Genomic DNA, 16,135 nt, shown 5'->3' with positions numbered 1-16,135 from the left:
CAGGCAATCTAATGAGCAAAGCCCAGTTCCAATGCCGGTTGAATATTACTTGCTCGCCAGGCGGGGTATAGGGTAGATAAAACACTCATCAGAAAAGCGGCGATAACTACAACGGTGACCTGTTCATAATTTAAAGATGAGGGTAAAAAATCAATAAAATAGATATCACCCGATAAAAATTTATGGCCTATGACAGTTTCTATGGATTTAACGATAGCCGTTAAATTAGAAGCAACATAAATGCCGATAACCGCGCCTAAAAGACAACCAACCAGACCATTGAATGCCCCTTGCACGATAAATATGCCACGTAACATCCATTTTGAGGCGCCCATGGTTTTTAAAATTGCAATATCGCCTCTTTTTTCATTAACTGCCATGACCAGAGTAGAGACTATATTAAAACAGGCAACCGCGATAACCAGTAATAAAATGACGTACATTAAAGATTTAACCATCTGAATATCTTGATATAAATAACCCTGGCTGGTGATCCAGCTTTTTATATAGAGATAATCATTTAGGCTGTACCCCACATCCCGGGCGATTTTTTGTGCATCTAATACATCAGCCACTTTGAAGGCAATACCGTTAGCGCTGTCGAATCCCAATATTTGTTTGGCATCGTCTATATGCATAAAACCAAGGGAGTTATCCAACTGCCCTCCCATTGCAAATAAACCCACCAACGTGAGGTTAATTTGACGGGGCGATTTTAATTGCGGCCCCGAGTCCTGCGGTAATAATAAGGTCAACGAATCACCAACCTTCAAGGCAAGTTTTAACGCGACACTTTTACCTAATATGATTGAACGCTGCCCGCTTTTTAATAACGCCCAGCCACCGCCTTTTATATAACTTTCGACAGAAGTGACTTCCCTTTCACTTTCCGGGGCTATTGCTCTAATTTGTAACGCTTTTATTTTGTCATCTTTTTGTAACAGACCGTTTAACATAATATACGGGCTTGCAGCAATAACATCGGGATGCTGCCTGACCTGCGTTAATGACCTGTCCAGGTTTTTAAAGCTGCCATTGACCGTTTCTAACTCAGCATGAGGAATAATAGCTAACATCTCATCACGTAATGCTTTTTCAAAACCATTCATTGCCGATAGGCCGACAATTAATGCCGTCACCCCCAGCGCTATGCCTAATATGGATGCCATGGAAATAAACGAAACAAATTTATTTTTATGTTTAGCTTGGCTGTAGCGTAAGCCGACGAAGATTAACAAAGGGCGAAACATTATACTTTTTCCTGTAAGACACCACTGTTCATATGTTCCTGGCGCATTAATTTATTAGCTAACTGTTGATCGTGAGTCACCACCACAAAAGCGGTACCTGACTCTTCATTAAGGCTGACAATCAACTGGTAAATACTCTCGGCACTCTTTGCATCTAAATTACCGGTAGGCTCATCGGCCAAAACCAATTTAGGTTCATTGATTAAAGCACGGGCAATCGCAACTCGCTGTCTTTCTCCGCCCGAAAGTTCAGAGGGCCGGTGTGAAACCCGATGCTCCAAACCAACACGTTTTAAAATAGCCTGCGCTTTTTGGGTTGCCACTTTAATACTTTTACCCGCAATTAATAAAGGCATAGCAACATTTTCAAGGGCACTAAATTCAGACAGGAGATGATGGAACTGATAGACAAAACCCAAACATTGGTTACGCCATTGCGCCTGTTCATTTGCGCTTAATTGATGAATATTCTTACCCTGATAAAATACCTCGCCTTGAGTTGGTATATCCAGCGCGCCTAACAAATGTAATAGGGTACTTTTGCCTGATCCGGAGCTGCCCACAATGGCTAATAATTCCCCCGCTTTAACGGATAAATCAACGTTATGTAATACCGTGGTTGATAATTTGCCGTCAACATACACTTTACTTAAATTACGGCACACTAAAAGTTCATCATTCATATCTTAATGCCTCTACAGGGCTGACTTTCCCGGCTTGATAAGCGGGGTACAAGGTCGCCATTAAACTTAATAACATAGCACCAAATATGATTGCAAATATCTGTACTGGTTCATACAAAACCGGTAATAATCGAGTGCCTCCGGATGCATTAGAGAGCAGGTTAAGCCCCAGGAATGATAATATTTCATTGATGTATGCGCTCACCAACATTCCCAATGCGGTACCAACAAGCGCACCAACAATTCCACTCCAGGCACCTTGAATAATAAAAATAAAATTAAGGGTGGAGCCTTTAATGCCCAGGGTCTTCAAAATGGCCACTTCCGCATTTTTATCATTGACCACCATCACCGAAGAAGAGAGTATATTAAATGCAGCAACGGCAATAATCAGGCATAACAATAACCAGATCATGTTTTTTTCCATTTTTACAGCAGCAAATAATTCACCATGGGTTTGCCGCCAATCATGCAGCGTTTGTCCCTCTTGTAAAACAGGCGGCACCCAGTTCTGTACATCAAAAGCATCATTAAAATAAAGCCGTAAGCCGGTCACTTGCTTTTGGCCTATGCGGATTAACCGTGCAGCATCTTGCGCATGTAATAAAACAAGTTGTTGATCAACATCGGATCCAACTTCAAACAACCCTGCCACGGTAAAATTTCGCTGACTGGGAATCCGTCCTAAAGGCGTGAAACGACTGCCTCTGGAAGAGATAATGCGAATTTTATCACCCTTAGTGACATCCAGTTGCTGTGCTAAGCTTTGACCAATAATAACATTGTATTGTCCCGCTTTTAAATCACTTATGTGCCCCATAATAATATGATTTTTAACCACATCACTTGCATATAACTCGGGTATAATACCGTCAAGTTGGACCCCCTGAAGGCTTTTACTGCTCTGGATAATAGCTTCAGTGCGAACTACAGGCTCGACGGCCTTGACCAACGGCATCTTCTGTAATGCCGGAAGTCGGCTTTGCCAATCATCTATAACCTGTTCTTCATTGCTGATGATCACATGCGGAATTGCACCTAATATTCTGACTTTAAGTTCATTTTCAAAACCGTTCATCACCGATAAAACAGTGATCAGTGCCAGCACACCTAGGGTAATGCCGCCCGTTGAAAACAAAGAAACAAATGAGATAAATTTATTATTACGCTTTGATTTTGTATAGCGTAAGCCGATAAATACACAAAGGGGATAAAACATAAATACCTTTATTATTTAAGCTGTCATTTTGCCATTAACAATGGAAATTAAATGCTGAAAAAATCAGAAAATGGCAAATAACTCTTTGATTAAAAATTATTAATCGACATTCTAATGGATTCGCAAAGATCAAGATACCCAAAAGTATTTAAATCAAAGCGATGGCCTATTTGTTGCTAAATACGCAACAGAAAGTTCAAAGTTCATTGCATATTTGCCGTAAACAGTTAAAAATAGTTAAATAAATTTTTTAATGAATAAAATGGATAACACATTCAATGACTGACCTAGCTTTATTATCTGTTCCTGCATTAAAGAAAAAATCAGATCATTTAATATTCGGAAATTTACTCGGTAGTAGTCAAGCTTTGGCTATTAGTGAGTGCGCCAAACAACAAGCATCCCCCTTAATCTTGATCGTTAATGATACCCCCACGGCTTTAAAAATCAGGCAGGAACTTGATTTTTTCGTTGAAGATAATATTGAACTCGTTACATTCCCTGATTGGGAAACACTGCCCTACGATAATTTTTCGCCTCATCAGGACATTATCTCCAACCGTATAGAAACATTATATAAGTTACCAAATCTTAAAAATGCGATATTAATTGTCCCAATCAGTACGCTGTTACTGCGTATCGCCCCCCCTTCCTATTTAAAACAGTACGCTTTAATAATAAAAAACAAACAAAAAATTGAATTACAAGCACTGCGGACGGACCTTCAGGAAGCCGGTTATTATGCGGTTGAACAGGTCATGGAGCACGGCGAGTTCTGCGCGCGAGGATCTTTGTTAGATATTTATCCGATGGGCAGCGATACCCCCTACCGTATTGATTTTTTTGACGATGAAATTGACTCTATTCGTCCCTTTGACAGTGAAAGCCAGCGCTCTTTAAAACCTATTGCAGAAATAAGATTATTACCCGCGCATGAGTTTGCAACGGACAAAGACGCTATTAAGCGTTTTAAAGCGCAATTTACCCATAAATTCCCTTCACCGTTGTCAACCGCTAAAGACTCTTTCTTTGAGCAAATTAGTCAGCATAATTTACCGGCGGGGATTGAATATTATTTACCTCTTTTCTTTGCTGACAGCGCCAGCTTATTTGATTATTTTCCAAGTGGCGCCAGGCTGGCAATTGCCGGTGATATCAATCAAGCCTGCATTGATTTTTGGCAAACCATCTCAACCCGTTATCAGGAAAAATCCGTTGATCTGTTGCGCCCTTTACTGCCGCCCGAAGAATTATACCTGCGTCATGAACAGTGTTTTGAACTTATAAACCAGTGGCCTCGTTACGATTTTCGCAGGCAAGCTTTTGAGCACCCAAAAAGCGCCAGGCAGAACTGCGCAGTACAACCGATGCCAGATATTCAGATTGAACATAACAAAAATGCGCCGTTAAAAAAGCTTCAGCAGTTCCTCACCAATTTTACCGGAAAAATATTATTTAGTGTTGAATCGGCGGGACGTAAAGAGTCTTTATTAGAGTTATTAGCGCCTTTAAAATTACGCCTTGGCGACTTTTCTACTCTGAGCTCTTTTGTCAAAAGTAAGAAGCAACTTGGGATCACAATCAGCCAGGTTGAAAACAGTTTTATCTTGGAAGATACCGGATTTGCCTTTGTCACCGAAAATGAATTGTTGGGCCATAAAGTCACCCAACGGCGGCGACGTAAAGAAAATAACGATGAAAACTACAGCACTGATCATATCGTTCGTAATTTGGCAGAGATTAAAATAGGCCAGCCCGTTGTTCATATTGATTATGGTGTGGGTCAATATTTAGGCCTGGAAACGATAGAAACTGCCGGCCATTTAACCGAGTTTGTTAAATTGGAATATCTGCGCGGTGATAAACTTTACGTGCCCGTAAGCTCGCTTCACCTGATCAGCCGCTACAGCGGTCATGATGTAGAAAATGCCCCGATTAATAAATTAGGCACCGAAACCTGGCAAAAAGCCAAAAAACATGCCGCAGAAAAAGTTCGGGATGTCGCCGCAGAACTGCTTGAAGTTTACGCACAGCGTGCTGCAAAGGTCGGGTTTAAATATAAATTTAATAAAACTAATTATGCGCTGTTCAGCAACGACTTTCCTTTTGAAGAAACCCATGACCAGGCGCTTGCCATCAAGGCGGTTTTATCTGATATGTGTTCTGCACAGCCGATGGACAGGCTGGTTTGTGGTGATGTCGGTTTCGGTAAAACCGAGGTGGCCATGCGCGCGGCCTTTCTCGCTACGGATAATGTCCGTCAAGTTGCTCTTCTAGTGCCAACCACCTTGCTCGCACAGCAGCATTATGAAAATTTTAAAGATAGATTTGCTAATTGGCCGGTGCGTATCGAGGTTCTGTCGCGCTTTAAAACTGCAAAACAGCAGAAACTGATTCTCGAAGAGGTAAACCAGGGAAAAATTGATATTCTGATCGGCACTCACAAACTGCTCAGCAGCGACGTGACATTTTCTGATTTAGGGTTGTTAATTATTGATGAAGAGCATCGCTTTGGAGTGCGCCAAAAGGAAAAGATCAAAGCCCTGCGTGCACAAATTGATATTTTAACCCTGACCGCGACTCCCATTCCCAGAACATTAAATATGTCTATGAATGGCATGAGAGATCTGTCGATTATCGCAACACCTCCGGCGAAACGCTTAGCGGTAAAAACCTTTGTCGTGCAAAAGAAAGATCAAATTATCAGCGATGCAATAACCCGTGAAATCATGCGTGGCGGACAAGTTTATTTTTTACATAATAACGTCGCAACCATCGAAAAAGCGGCCCAGGAGATACAGCAGCTTATACCACTGGCAAAAGTAGCTGTTGCTCATGGGCAAATGAATGAACACCAGCTTGAAAAAATCATGGCTGACTTTTATCATCAGCGTCAAAACGTGTTAGTTTGCAGTACCATTATTGAGACCGGTATTGATATTCCCAGCGCCAATACGATCATCATAAATCGTGCTGACCACCTTGGCCTTGCACAATTGCATCAACTGCGCGGCCGCGTTGGCCGTTCACATCACCAGGCCTATGCGTATCTTTTAACACCAACACCCAAACTGATGACTAAAGATGCACAAAAAAGGCTTCAGGCTATTGAGGCGTTAGATACTCTAGGAGCCGGTTTTACACTGGCGACTCATGATTTAGAAATTCGCGGCGCCGGTGAATTATTGGGCGATGAACAGTCTGGACAGATTGCCAGTATTGGTTACAACCTTTATATGGAGATGTTAAATCAAGCGATCGAGGCATTAAAAAATGGCCAGGAACCTACATTAGAACATCTGCTGGCAAGTCAAGCGGAAGTTGAACTACGTATTCCGGCATTGATTCCAACGGATTACATGCCTGACGTTAATCAGCGCTTATCTTTGTATAAGCGTATTGCCGGCAGTAAAAATAAACTGGCATTAAGAGAAATTCAGGTGGAATTAATAGATCGCTTCGGCCTATTACCCGCTTCTGCTAAAAATCTTATCCAGGTGGCGACAATAAAACAACAGTGCACGCCATTAGGTATTAAACGTTTAGAAGCGCATACAAATGGTGGTAATATTTTATTCACAGAAAACACACCGGTGGATCCAATGTTCTTGGTGTCATTGCTGCAAACACAGGCAAATACCTTTAAACTGGACGGCCCCACTAAACTTAAATTTATTTGTGACCTGTCGGACAACAAGCATCGAATAAACTGGATTATGCAATTACTTCATAGTTTTGAATCACATTTAATAAAACAAGCTAAAGGATAACACTTTGAATTACAAACTTTTTTTACCAATCATACTGCTGTGCTTCTCATTTTCAGCCAATGCTGCAGAGCGCTGGTTTGAGGTTGAAGTACTGCTTTTTCAACGTGATATCAGTTTTGAAAAAACCGGTGAAAGATTATCTGACGATTTTCTTACGCTGGACACTGCCAACAGTACCGAAATATTAAAGGTAAATGCCGCGGGGCAGACTAATCCGGTGGTTATCGGTGCGCAGCAATTTGTTCAAAATGCCAATAACTTTATCCTCTTAGACAGCTCGCACCTGCAACTCAGCGCACAACGTAAAAGCTTAGCCGCACATGCAGGCTTTAAGCCAATTTTGCACATGGCTTGGCGGATGCCCGTGAAAAGCAATAACAGCGCAAAACCCATCCATCTTTTTGGCGGTGAAAATCTCGAAGCCGGACCTCAATCGGAAAATAAATGGGCAGTTGATGGGAATTTTAAAATATACTTAGATCATTATCTTTATATAGACAGTCAATTCATTATCCGTCAAAAAACAGTACAGGAAAAAATCAAACCACAGATCGCGCCTGTACAAAATTCAAATATACTTGAAAGTGAAAATGGTGTTGAAATCATCGATCTTAATAGAGACGCTAACCGCGTTGAAAATAATCAGGAAATTGTGATTAAAGAAGCTTTATTTGATCAGAGACGTCGCTTAAGAAGTGAAGAAATTCATTATTTAGACCACCCATTAATGGGTGTTATTGTGCAAATAAGAAAAATTGAAGGGAAATAATTTTTATAAATAAGGTTGTTAATTGCTTTGGCAATAACGCCAAAGCTATTGAATTTTAAATATATTTCCAAAGTTGGGTGGGTAAATCACTTAAAATTGCAACGGGGTTGTAGCGGGATAAGATGCTTTCGGAGTGCACGCCATAAGTCACGCCAATACAATCAATATTAGCATTATTTGCCATTTCCAGATCAAAGGAAGAGTCCCCGATCATCAGAGCTTGTTCTGCATTGATTTCTAATTCTTTTAATATGTTGTTTAACATCAGAGGGTGAGGTTTAGACAGCGTTTCGTCTGCGCAATAGGTAATTGAAAAAAGATCTGTTACCTCATATTGCAAAAGCAATCGGTCAAGTCCTTTCCGCCCCTTCCCCGTGGCAACTGCGAGCAGGTAACCTTGCTCTTTTAACAACTTAAGCCAGACTTTAATGCCCGGGTAAAAGGGAGTTTCTTGTTTATTCAAATAGGTATATTGATGACGATAGGTCTCGATCAGCTGAGCTTGTTTAGCGAAAGATAACATCGGAAAAAGTGTCGCCATTGCCTTCTCTAAGCTGAGACCAATAATATTACGAATTGATTCGGCAGAGGGAGCAACTACATCAGTAAGCTTTGCGGCTTGCGTAACACAATTGATGATTTTATCAATAGAGTCCATCAGGGTGCCATCCCAATCGAAAATAATAACTGAATATTTATTATTGTCCGGATTCCCAGGCGGCAGTTTATTTGAGTGCATAAATTTCCGTTATGTTTAATAGCTTAATGTTGATATTTGAGATTTAATTTTTATAGCCGGGACACTTAAATAATGCCCCGGCTATCAACAAAACTGAAGTTTGATCTTAACTTTTTTGCAGTTTTTCTAACAGAGACGTCAGTTCATTACAGAGAGGCGCACTCACGGTCATCTTTTTTTCTAATACCGGATGAAAAAAAGTAATGTGCGCCGCATGTAAAAATAAGCGATTTAAGCCCAATGCGTGCATCTCTTTGCTGAATTGCTCATTACCATAACGATCATCACAGGCAATATTATGCCCTTTAGATGCACTGTGGACACGTATCTGATGCGTTCTTCCCGTCACCGGAGATGCTTCAACTAATGTCGCTCCCTGATAACGCTGTAAAATTTTAAAGCGAGTTTCAGATGCTTTACCTAGTTCACTCACTTTTACAATGGAGTCCTGCGCCTTTTTAAGTAACGGAGCAGTCACACTACGCCATTTTTTTTCCCAGGTTCCTTTAACCAGAGCATGATATTGTTTATTCATTGTTTTATTGCGTAGTTGTTCATGCAATGCACGTAACATGCTGCGTTTTTTAGCGATCAGTAAACACCCCGAGGTGGCTTTATCAAGTCGATGTACTAACTCCAAAAATCGCGATTCCGGACGTAAAGCACGTAATCCCTCGATAACGCCAAAATCAAGGCCGCTGCCGCCATGTACAGCAAGACCTGAAGGTTTATTTAAAATGATTAAAGCATCGTCCTCATAGACGATTCGCGATTCCAAACGCGCTATTTGGTTCAATTTAGGGGAAGGCAAGGCATTTTCTTTTGCAACACGCACGGGCGGAATACGGACAAAATCGCCCGTTTGCAGTTTATAATCCGGTTTGATACGCTTTTTATTAACACGTACTTCTCCCTTACGTACAATCCGATAGATCATACTTTTAGGGACGCCTTTTAAATGTAAACGAAGATAATTATCGATTCGTTGTTGTGCATTTTCTTGAGTAATCTCAAGTATGCGTACTAAGTGGTTTATCTGTTCCATCTGTTAAGTTTATCACGTGTTAAACAGTTAATATCTAAAAATTTATATTGCGGGTAAAGTACTATTAATGAGACAATCGATAAGTTAATGACTCGTTAATAAAAATATTAGCTAGCAGTCTAAACAACCAAAAAAAACATAATGTTGAGTCTTAAACTTATTCTTGTATTTTGATCTATATCAATCAAAAAGAATCAGACCGTTGCTCTCACTTTCAAATGCACCTCTACATATTTTCCAGTCGCGAGACTGTATAACCAGACTCGAGGTCAAGTGAACAAATACATAACCAACAAATTAAAAATAACTATAAAATATAAGAGTTTATTAAATGAAAAGAATGTTAATCAATGCAACTCAAGCAGAAGAGTTGCGTGTAGCCCTAGTAGATGGTCAGATGTTATATGACCTAGATATTGAAAGTCCTGGCCATGAACAAAAAAAAGCAAATATATACAAAGGTAAAATCACTCGTGTAGAGCCTAGCTTAGAAGCTGCATTTGTAGAATATGGTGCAGAACGCCACGGTTTCCTTCCTCTTAAAGAGATTGCCCGCACTTACTTCCCCGAAGGTTATTCTTTTAAAGGACGTCCGAACATTAAAGACGTTATAAAAGAAGGCCAGGAAGTTATTATCCAAATTGAAAAAGAAGAACGTGGTAATAAAGGCGCAGCCTTAACCACCTTTATCAGTTTAGCTGGTAGTTATTTAGTTTTAATGCCAAATAACCCTCGCGCAGGCGGTATCTCACGTCGCATCGAAGGCGATGAACGTACTGAACTCAAAGAAGCGCTTAGCCACCTTAAACTGCCCAACGGCATGGGGCTTATCGTCCGCACCGCGGGTGTTGGTAAAACACCGGAAGAACTGGAATGGGATCTGAATGTTTTAGTAAATCATTGGCAAGCCATTGACGAAGCTGCGCGTTCTCAGCCAGCGCCATTTTTAATCCACCGTGAAAGCAATGTTATCGTGCGCTCTATTCGTGATTATCTGCGCCGCGACATTGGTGAGATCGTGATTGATCATGCAAAGACCTTTGAACTTGCTAAAAACCACATCGCCATGGTGCGTCCTGATTACGTTAACCGCTTAAAATTATACCAAGGTGAAATTCCATTATTCACTCATTATCAGGTGGAAAGCCAAATTGAATCGGCTTTCCAACGTGAAGTTCGCTTGCCTTCCGGCGGTTCAATTGTAATTGATCCAACCGAAGCGTTAACCTCTATTGATATCAACTCTGCACGTGCTACACGTGGTGGTGACATTGAAGAAACCGCTTTTAATACCAACCTCGAAGCAGCCGAAGAGATAGCCCGCCAATTACGCCTGCGTGACTTGGGCGGTTTAGTGGTTATCGACTTTATTGATATGACCCCACCTCGTCATCAGCGTGAAGTTGAAAACCGCATGCGCGAATCCGTGCGTCAGGACAGAGCGCGTATCCAATTAGGTCGTATTTCGCGTTTTGGTTTGATGGAAATGTCCCGTCAGCGTCTACGCCCTTCTCTTGGTGAATCGGCTTCGCGTGTCTGCCCGCGCTGTCATGGTCAAGGTACTATCCGCGATAATGAATCCCTCGCATTAGCCATTTTACGGTTAATAGAAGAGGAAGGCTTAAAAGAAAACACAGTACAAATTCAAGCGACAGTGCCGGTTGCCGTTGCCGCTTACTTGTTAAATGAAAAGCGTAAAGATGTTCAAAAAATAGAAAAACGTCATTCTTGCGAAGTTTATATCATTCCTAATGCGAACCTTTTAACCCCGCACTTTGAAATTAAACGTACCCGTAAAGATGGCAAAGAAGATATCAATTACGATGCGCTTGAAAAACAACATACGGTTTATGTTCCTAATGTCATCAAAGATGAACATAACAATGAGGCTGATCCTGTTTTGTCCGGTTTTTCAAGCCCCAAACAAGCTACTACACCGGCAAAAGTAGCAAAAAAAGAAACGGTCTCTGCACCAAAAGCAGTAACGACAGCAAAACCTTCTTTCTTTTCGAAAATAATTTCTGCGATATCTGCTGCATTCACTGAGAGCGAAAAACCGCAGCCTGTTGAGAAAAAAGAAGTACCACCTGTCGCAGAGAATGTCACTGCTCCTCGCAATAACCGTAACAACAGTCGTAATCGCAACCGTACTCAAAATCGTCCCGATAAAAGTCGTGCTGCGCAAGCGCCAACGGAAGCTAAAGCCACTCCCCGCAAAGAGCCTGAACGCCCTAAAAAGCAAGAAACCGCTGCAGTGCCTCCGGCAAATGATGATGTCGTTGCAGTTCGCCGTAAGCGACGAAATATGCGTAAAAAAGTACGTATTCAAAATACCCGTGAAGCAGAGCCGGTCAGTGCAGAAGAGCCAGCTGTTGAGCAGTTAAAAACCCAGGATGTTAAACCTGCCGTTAACACGCCTAAAGTTAAAAAAGCGTCAACACCAAAAAGTAAAGTTGTAAAAGCTGAAGTCACTGATACAAAATCAGAGCTGACAGACAATACTGTTCCAACGGAAGGTGAAACTGAAGAACATAAAGCAGTTGCAATGCCAAGTCGTCGTTCACGTTACCTGCGTAATAATGCTCAGCGCACTAAGAAAAATACAACTTCTGACAGTGATCAGGATGCATCACCCGTAGCAGAAGATTTACAGGATCCGGTAAGCAGTCGCTACCCGGAATCTGAAAATGTTAATAGTGAAGCTAAATTTGTGCCCGTTGCAGATCAAGCCATGGCCGAAATCAGCGGTAAAGAAGCTCAAGCTTCCGTTGCAGCGGACATTGAAACCATTGATAACAGCGCTACTGTTCAAGAAACGGTCGAACAGATTCAAAGCAGCGTTAATGCTGCAATTGCAGAAGCTCAGCTAATTTCATCTGCTGCCGCAGGCATTCAAGCTGCTACAGTTGAAGAAAGCACTGAAGTTAAAGAAACTGCTACAGTTGAAAAAACGCCTAAAGTTGAAGAAACCGCAGCAATTGAAGAAACCGCAGCAGTTGAAGAAAGCGTTACGGTTAAAGAAACTGAAGCAGTTGAAGAAACCGCAGCAGTTGAAGAAAGCGTTACGGTTAAAGAAACTGAAGCAGTTAAAGAAACCGCAGCAGTTGAAGAAAGCGTTACGGTTAAAGAAACTGAAGCAGTTAAAGAAACCGCAGCAGTTGAAGAAAGCGTTACGGTTAAAGAAACCGCAGCAGTTGAAGAAAGCGTTACGGTTAAAGAAACTGAAGCAGTTAAAGAAAGCGTTACGGTTAAAGAAACTGAAGCAGTTAAAGAAACCGCAGCTGTTAATGAAAAACAGGCACCTGCCGGCAATTTCAAAAAATCTTCAACTTCACCAATGACTAAAACCGTCAGCGGACCGCTTGATACGAATGCTCAAATAATTATTGTTGCTGCCACTGAGCGCCAGGCAATAACTAAATCAGAACGCCAAGCCGGCAGTAGTTTTGCGACCAATAGTGCGAGCAGTGAAACTGTTAAGGCTACTTTATAATAGAGATGTAGTTAATAGGCTTTAACTATCAATTTGAACGGATATTTCAATGAAATATCCGTTTTTTTTTACTGTTTTTTTTTTCAGAGGGGTTAGTATTAGCCCCTATAATTTATCTCTCTTTTTCAAGGAATCTTTATGAGCGAAATAAAACATCACAAATTATTAATCTTAGGCTCCGGACCTGCGGGATATACTGCAGCGGTTTATGCCGCACGTGCAAATCTAAATCCTGTGTTGCTTACCGGCATGCAACAAGGTGGACAACTTACCACAACCACTGATGTTGAAAACTGGCCAGGTGGTTCGGCTGATATGACCGGCCCCGCTTTAATGGACAGTATGAAAGAACATGCAGAGCGTTTTGATACTGAAATAATTTTTGATCATATCAATGAAGTTGAATTAACCAAACCGCCCTTTACCTTAAAAGGCGATAATGGTTCATACAGTTGTGACGCGTTAATTATTGCCACAGGCGCATCGGCACGCTACTTAGGACTTGACTCGGAAGATGCATTTAAGGGACGTGGTGTTTCAGCTTGTGCGACTTGTGACGGTTTTTTCTATAAAAATCAAAAAGTTGCAGTGGTTGGCGGCGGCAATACTGCCGTTGAAGAAGCATTGTATTTGTCAAATATCGCCTCCGAAGTGCATCTTATTCACCGCCGTACCGGGTTTCGCAGCGAGAAGATTTTGTTAGACAGACTCAATGAAAAAGTGGCAAACGGTAATATTATCTTACATACGGACAGAACCTTAGATGAAGTTTTGGGTGATGAAATGGGCGTAACGGGTCTGCGCTTAAAAGAGACTCTTTCCGAAAAAACAGAACTTCTGGAAGTAATGGGTGTTTTCATTGCGATTGGCCACAAACCTAATACCGATATGTTTGCAGGGCAACTTGAGATGAATCACGGTTATTTAAAAGTGCAATCCGGTAACGAAGGAAACGCAACACAAACCACTATTAAAGGTGTCTTTGCGGCAGGTGACGTCAGCGATCATATATATCGCCAGGCAATCACTTCATCCGGCACCGGTTGTATGGCAGCCTTAGATGCTGAGCGCTATTTAGATAACATCTAATTATTAACTAAAAGAATCTAAACAAAAAAGGTAACTTATCGTTACCTTTTTTATAAGAAAATCATTTTAACATAAAAGCAAGCGGGTTATTTTTTACCTTTAGCCGTCTGTAAGTTTCTTTGAATAGTGGCTAACTCTATCAATGAATATTTATATTCAATAAACTCATGAATATTTGTCGCGGTGCTTAATTTAAAGTAATAGATAGCTTTATCTAAATTACCTGACAATTTATGCCACTGCCCAAGATAAAAATAGGCTTCACATAAACGCCTGGCAAGATCTTTGTTGGTGCGAACACCGTAGGAAAGACTTTCAAGAAAATCTTTTTCTGTTACCCTGCCCGCTATAACATCCACGATTGCCCAAGCAAAACGCTTATCATCGCTGAGTTGAGTTGATGATTTAAGTGTCTGTAAAGCTTTTACCTGATCGACTTTACTGTTGATAATAAAACGCCATAAAACGCGATAGGGATCATTTTTATCAAGCGCATAGAACCTTTCAATATCATTCATTGCTAATTGATAACGCCCGACTTGATAGAGGCCAACTGCCCGGTGTAAATAACTGTATTGCATATCATCGGATAATTCTAATGCCGAATCAAAAGCATCAAAGGCCTCATCAAAGGATTGGGATAATAACAGATACAGTCCTAAAAAATTGTAAGCGTCTGCAAAGGTAGGATCAGCATTCAATGCCTGGGTAAAATCATAACGACTGTGTGCCGCCAACCCCATTCGGTCATAAATAACCCCACGTTCGTAAAATAATGCGGCCTGTTGTCTAGCATCCAGGTCTTTTTCTTCCGCAAGCAATTGATTAATTTTTAATAATTTAACTTCATCTTGGTAGTCTACTTGGACAGCAGTAGAGAGAGGTAGTTTAGTAATGACTTCATTTGTCGTTGAAAGATCCTGCTCAGTGTGGGAAAGGCTTTGACAAGCAGTTAATGTAAATAAAACCGGTAAAACAAACAATATTGAACGATAAAATCTCATGAAAAAACCTTTTAAGAGAAGAGATTTAAGAGTGAACTATAACAACCTGAAAGTAAAGTTAGATGTGTTGAAATAAAAAAGCACTGCGGGCAGTGCTTTTAAGGTACTTAGTTCATCTTATGATAAGGGAGCCTGATCTGCGCCCTCTTTTTCAACAACTTCTGGAATCATATGTTCACGTGAAATGCCTAATCTGATGGCGAGTGCACTGGCGACATAAATAGACGAGTAAGTACCAACAACAACACCAATCAACAATGCGGTAGCAAAAGCATGGATCAACGCACCACCAAAAATAAACAGTGAAATCAATACAAAAATAGTGGTTCCGGAGGTAATTAAGGTTCGGCTTAAGGTCTGCGTAAGTGATATATCGACAATTTCAATGGGAGGAGTGGTTGTCAGCAGGCGGAAATTTTCACGTATTCGGTCAAATACAACAATAGTATCATTGAGTGAATAGCCGACAACAGCTAATAAAGCGGCTAATACCGTTAAGTCCACTTCAATTTTAAAGAATGAAAATATGCCAAGCGTTATAATAATATCATGGGCTAAAGCTAATACAGAGCCTGATGCCAAGCGCCATTCAAAGCGAATACTGACATAAATTAAAATACAGATAAGCGCAATGATAATAGCTAGACCACCGGAATTGGCTAATTCAGCACCTACGTTAGGTCCGACAAATTCAATTCGACGCATATCCACTTGTCCGAAATCAGCATTCTGCAATGACTCCAAAACCTGAGTGCCGATAACTTCCCCTTGAACTCCCTCACGAGGCGCTAAACGAATCATAACATCATGACTAGTACCAAAATGCTGAACGATGGCATCGGAAAAATCACTCGATGCTAATACTACTCGAACATCTTTTAATACCGCAGGTTGCTCAAAACCAACTTCAATAACGGTACCACCGGTAAAATCCAGACCCCAGTTTAACCAGTTAATACTTAACGCGGCAAATGAGGCTACAATTAACACCATTGAAAACCAAGAAGCCGGTTTTGAATAATGCATAAAACGCAGCGTTTTTTTAGCTTTAAATAACTCAAACATAATTTTTCC

At 41.0% G+C, this 16,135-nt stretch carries 11 protein-coding genes; 4 read left to right on the top strand and 7 right to left on the bottom strand.

What is annotated here, in order from left to right; translation table 11 throughout:
- Positions 1-8: 8 nt before the first annotated feature.
- From lolE to ACJAZP_RS05595, 3 genes are read right to left on the bottom strand one after another with little or no spacing between them, the layout of a single operon-like run.
- Positions 9-1,250 carry a lipoprotein-releasing ABC transporter permease subunit LolE gene (gene lolE, locus ACJAZP_RS05605; RefSeq protein ID WP_415229752.1) on the bottom strand — a complete coding sequence of 414 codons (1,242 nt, stop codon included), beginning with the start codon at positions 1,248-1,250 and terminating at the stop codon, positions 9-11.
- On the bottom strand, positions 1,250-1,933 hold the full coding sequence (lolD, locus tag ACJAZP_RS05600; RefSeq protein ID WP_415229751.1) for a lipoprotein-releasing ABC transporter ATP-binding protein LolD: 684 nt from the start codon (positions 1,931-1,933) through the stop codon (positions 1,250-1,252). Before lolD ends, lolE begins: the two co-directional genes overlap by 1 nt.
- Positions 1,926-3,152 carry a lipoprotein-releasing ABC transporter permease subunit gene (locus tag ACJAZP_RS05595; RefSeq protein ID WP_415229750.1) on the bottom strand — a complete coding sequence of 409 codons (1,227 nt, stop codon included), beginning with the start codon at positions 3,150-3,152 and terminating at the stop codon, positions 1,926-1,928. The genes lolD and ACJAZP_RS05595 overlap by 8 nt, the downstream gene beginning before the upstream one ends.
- A 278-nt stretch (positions 3,153-3,430) precedes the next feature.
- Here ACJAZP_RS05595 and mfd point away from each other — a divergent pair, with 278 nt between their 5' ends.
- Positions 3,431-6,922 carry a transcription-repair coupling factor gene (gene mfd, locus ACJAZP_RS05590; RefSeq protein WP_415229749.1) on the top strand — a complete coding sequence of 1,164 codons (3,492 nt, stop codon included), beginning with the start codon at positions 3,431-3,433 and terminating at the stop codon, positions 6,920-6,922.
- A 4-nt stretch (positions 6,923-6,926) separates the two neighbouring features.
- Positions 6,927-7,691 (top strand): peptidoglycan binding protein CsiV, encoded by a 765-nt coding sequence (locus ACJAZP_RS05585; RefSeq protein ID WP_415229748.1) that lies wholly within the window; start codon positions 6,927-6,929, stop codon positions 7,689-7,691.
- A gap of 55 nt (positions 7,692-7,746) precedes the next feature.
- Here the strand turns inward: ACJAZP_RS05585 and ACJAZP_RS05580 are convergent, their stop codons facing one another.
- A complete protein-coding gene (locus tag ACJAZP_RS05580) occupies positions 7,747-8,430 on the bottom strand; it encodes an HAD family hydrolase (RefSeq protein ID WP_415229747.1) in 684 nt (227 codons plus the stop codon).
- Positions 8,431-8,536: 106 nt separating this feature from the next.
- On the bottom strand, positions 8,537-9,475 hold the full coding sequence (gene rluC / locus ACJAZP_RS05575) for a 23S rRNA pseudouridine(955/2504/2580) synthase RluC (RefSeq protein ID WP_415229746.1): 939 nt from the start codon (positions 9,473-9,475) through the stop codon (positions 8,537-8,539).
- A gap of 331 nt (positions 9,476-9,806) precedes the next feature.
- Here rluC and rne point away from each other — a divergent pair, with 331 nt between their 5' ends.
- The gene (rne, locus tag ACJAZP_RS05570; protein WP_415229745.1) at positions 9,807-12,968 is read left to right on the top strand and encodes a ribonuclease E; all 3,162 of its coding nucleotides are present in this window, start codon (positions 9,807-9,809) and stop codon (positions 12,966-12,968) included.
- 138 nt (positions 12,969-13,106) lie between these two features.
- Positions 13,107-14,057, top strand: a complete 951-nt coding sequence (trxB, locus tag ACJAZP_RS05565) for a thioredoxin-disulfide reductase (RefSeq protein WP_415229744.1) — start codon at positions 13,107-13,109, stop codon at positions 14,055-14,057.
- An 86-nt stretch (positions 14,058-14,143) separates the two neighbouring features.
- Here trxB and nlpI read toward each other — a convergent pair whose 3' ends face one another.
- Positions 14,144-15,061 (bottom strand): lipoprotein NlpI, encoded by a 918-nt coding sequence (gene nlpI / locus ACJAZP_RS05560; protein WP_415229743.1) that lies wholly within the window; start codon positions 15,059-15,061, stop codon positions 14,144-14,146.
- Between the two features lie 117 nt (positions 15,062-15,178).
- Positions 15,179-16,126, bottom strand: coding sequence for a protein translocase subunit SecF (gene secF / locus ACJAZP_RS05555; RefSeq protein ID WP_415229742.1), 948 nt, complete (start codon positions 16,124-16,126; stop codon positions 15,179-15,181).
- Positions 16,127-16,135 lie beyond the last annotated feature (9 nt).

This window comes from Psychromonas sp., assembly GCF_047632955.1.
Classification (GTDB): domain Bacteria; phylum Pseudomonadota; class Gammaproteobacteria; order Enterobacterales; family Psychromonadaceae; genus Psychromonas.
Note: the sequence above shows the minus strand (reverse complement) of the source record. Positions and strands in the feature narration are given on the sequence as shown.

What these genes read in the sequence shown, in the direction of transcription:
- trxB (WP_415229744.1), top strand. Translation starts at nt 13,107, where the DNA reads ATGAGCGAAATAAAACATCACAAATTATTAATCTTAGGCTCCGGACCT.
- mfd (WP_415229749.1), top strand. Translation starts at nt 3,431, where the DNA reads ATGACTGACCTAGCTTTATTATCTGTTCCTGCATTAAAGAAAAAATCA.
- nlpI (WP_415229743.1), bottom strand. Translation starts at nt 15,061, where the DNA reads ATGAGATTTTATCGTTCAATATTGTTTGTTTTACCGGTTTTATTTACA.
- rluC (WP_415229746.1), bottom strand. Translation starts at nt 9,475, where the DNA reads ATGGAACAGATAAACCACTTAGTACGCATACTTGAGATTACTCAAGAA.
- rne (WP_415229745.1), top strand. Translation starts at nt 9,807, where the DNA reads ATGAAAAGAATGTTAATCAATGCAACTCAAGCAGAAGAGTTGCGTGTA.
- secF (WP_415229742.1), bottom strand. Translation starts at nt 16,126, where the DNA reads ATGTTTGAGTTATTTAAAGCTAAAAAAACGCTGCGTTTTATGCATTAT.
- ACJAZP_RS05580 (WP_415229747.1), bottom strand. Translation starts at nt 8,430, where the DNA reads ATGCACTCAAATAAACTGCCGCCTGGGAATCCGGACAATAATAAATAT.
- lolE (WP_415229752.1), bottom strand. Translation starts at nt 1,250, where the DNA reads ATGTTTCGCCCTTTGTTAATCTTCGTCGGCTTACGCTACAGCCAAGCT.
- lolD (WP_415229751.1), bottom strand. Translation starts at nt 1,933, where the DNA reads ATGAATGATGAACTTTTAGTGTGCCGTAATTTAAGTAAAGTGTATGTT.
- ACJAZP_RS05595 (WP_415229750.1), bottom strand. Translation starts at nt 3,152, where the DNA reads ATGTTTTATCCCCTTTGTGTATTTATCGGCTTACGCTATACAAAATCA.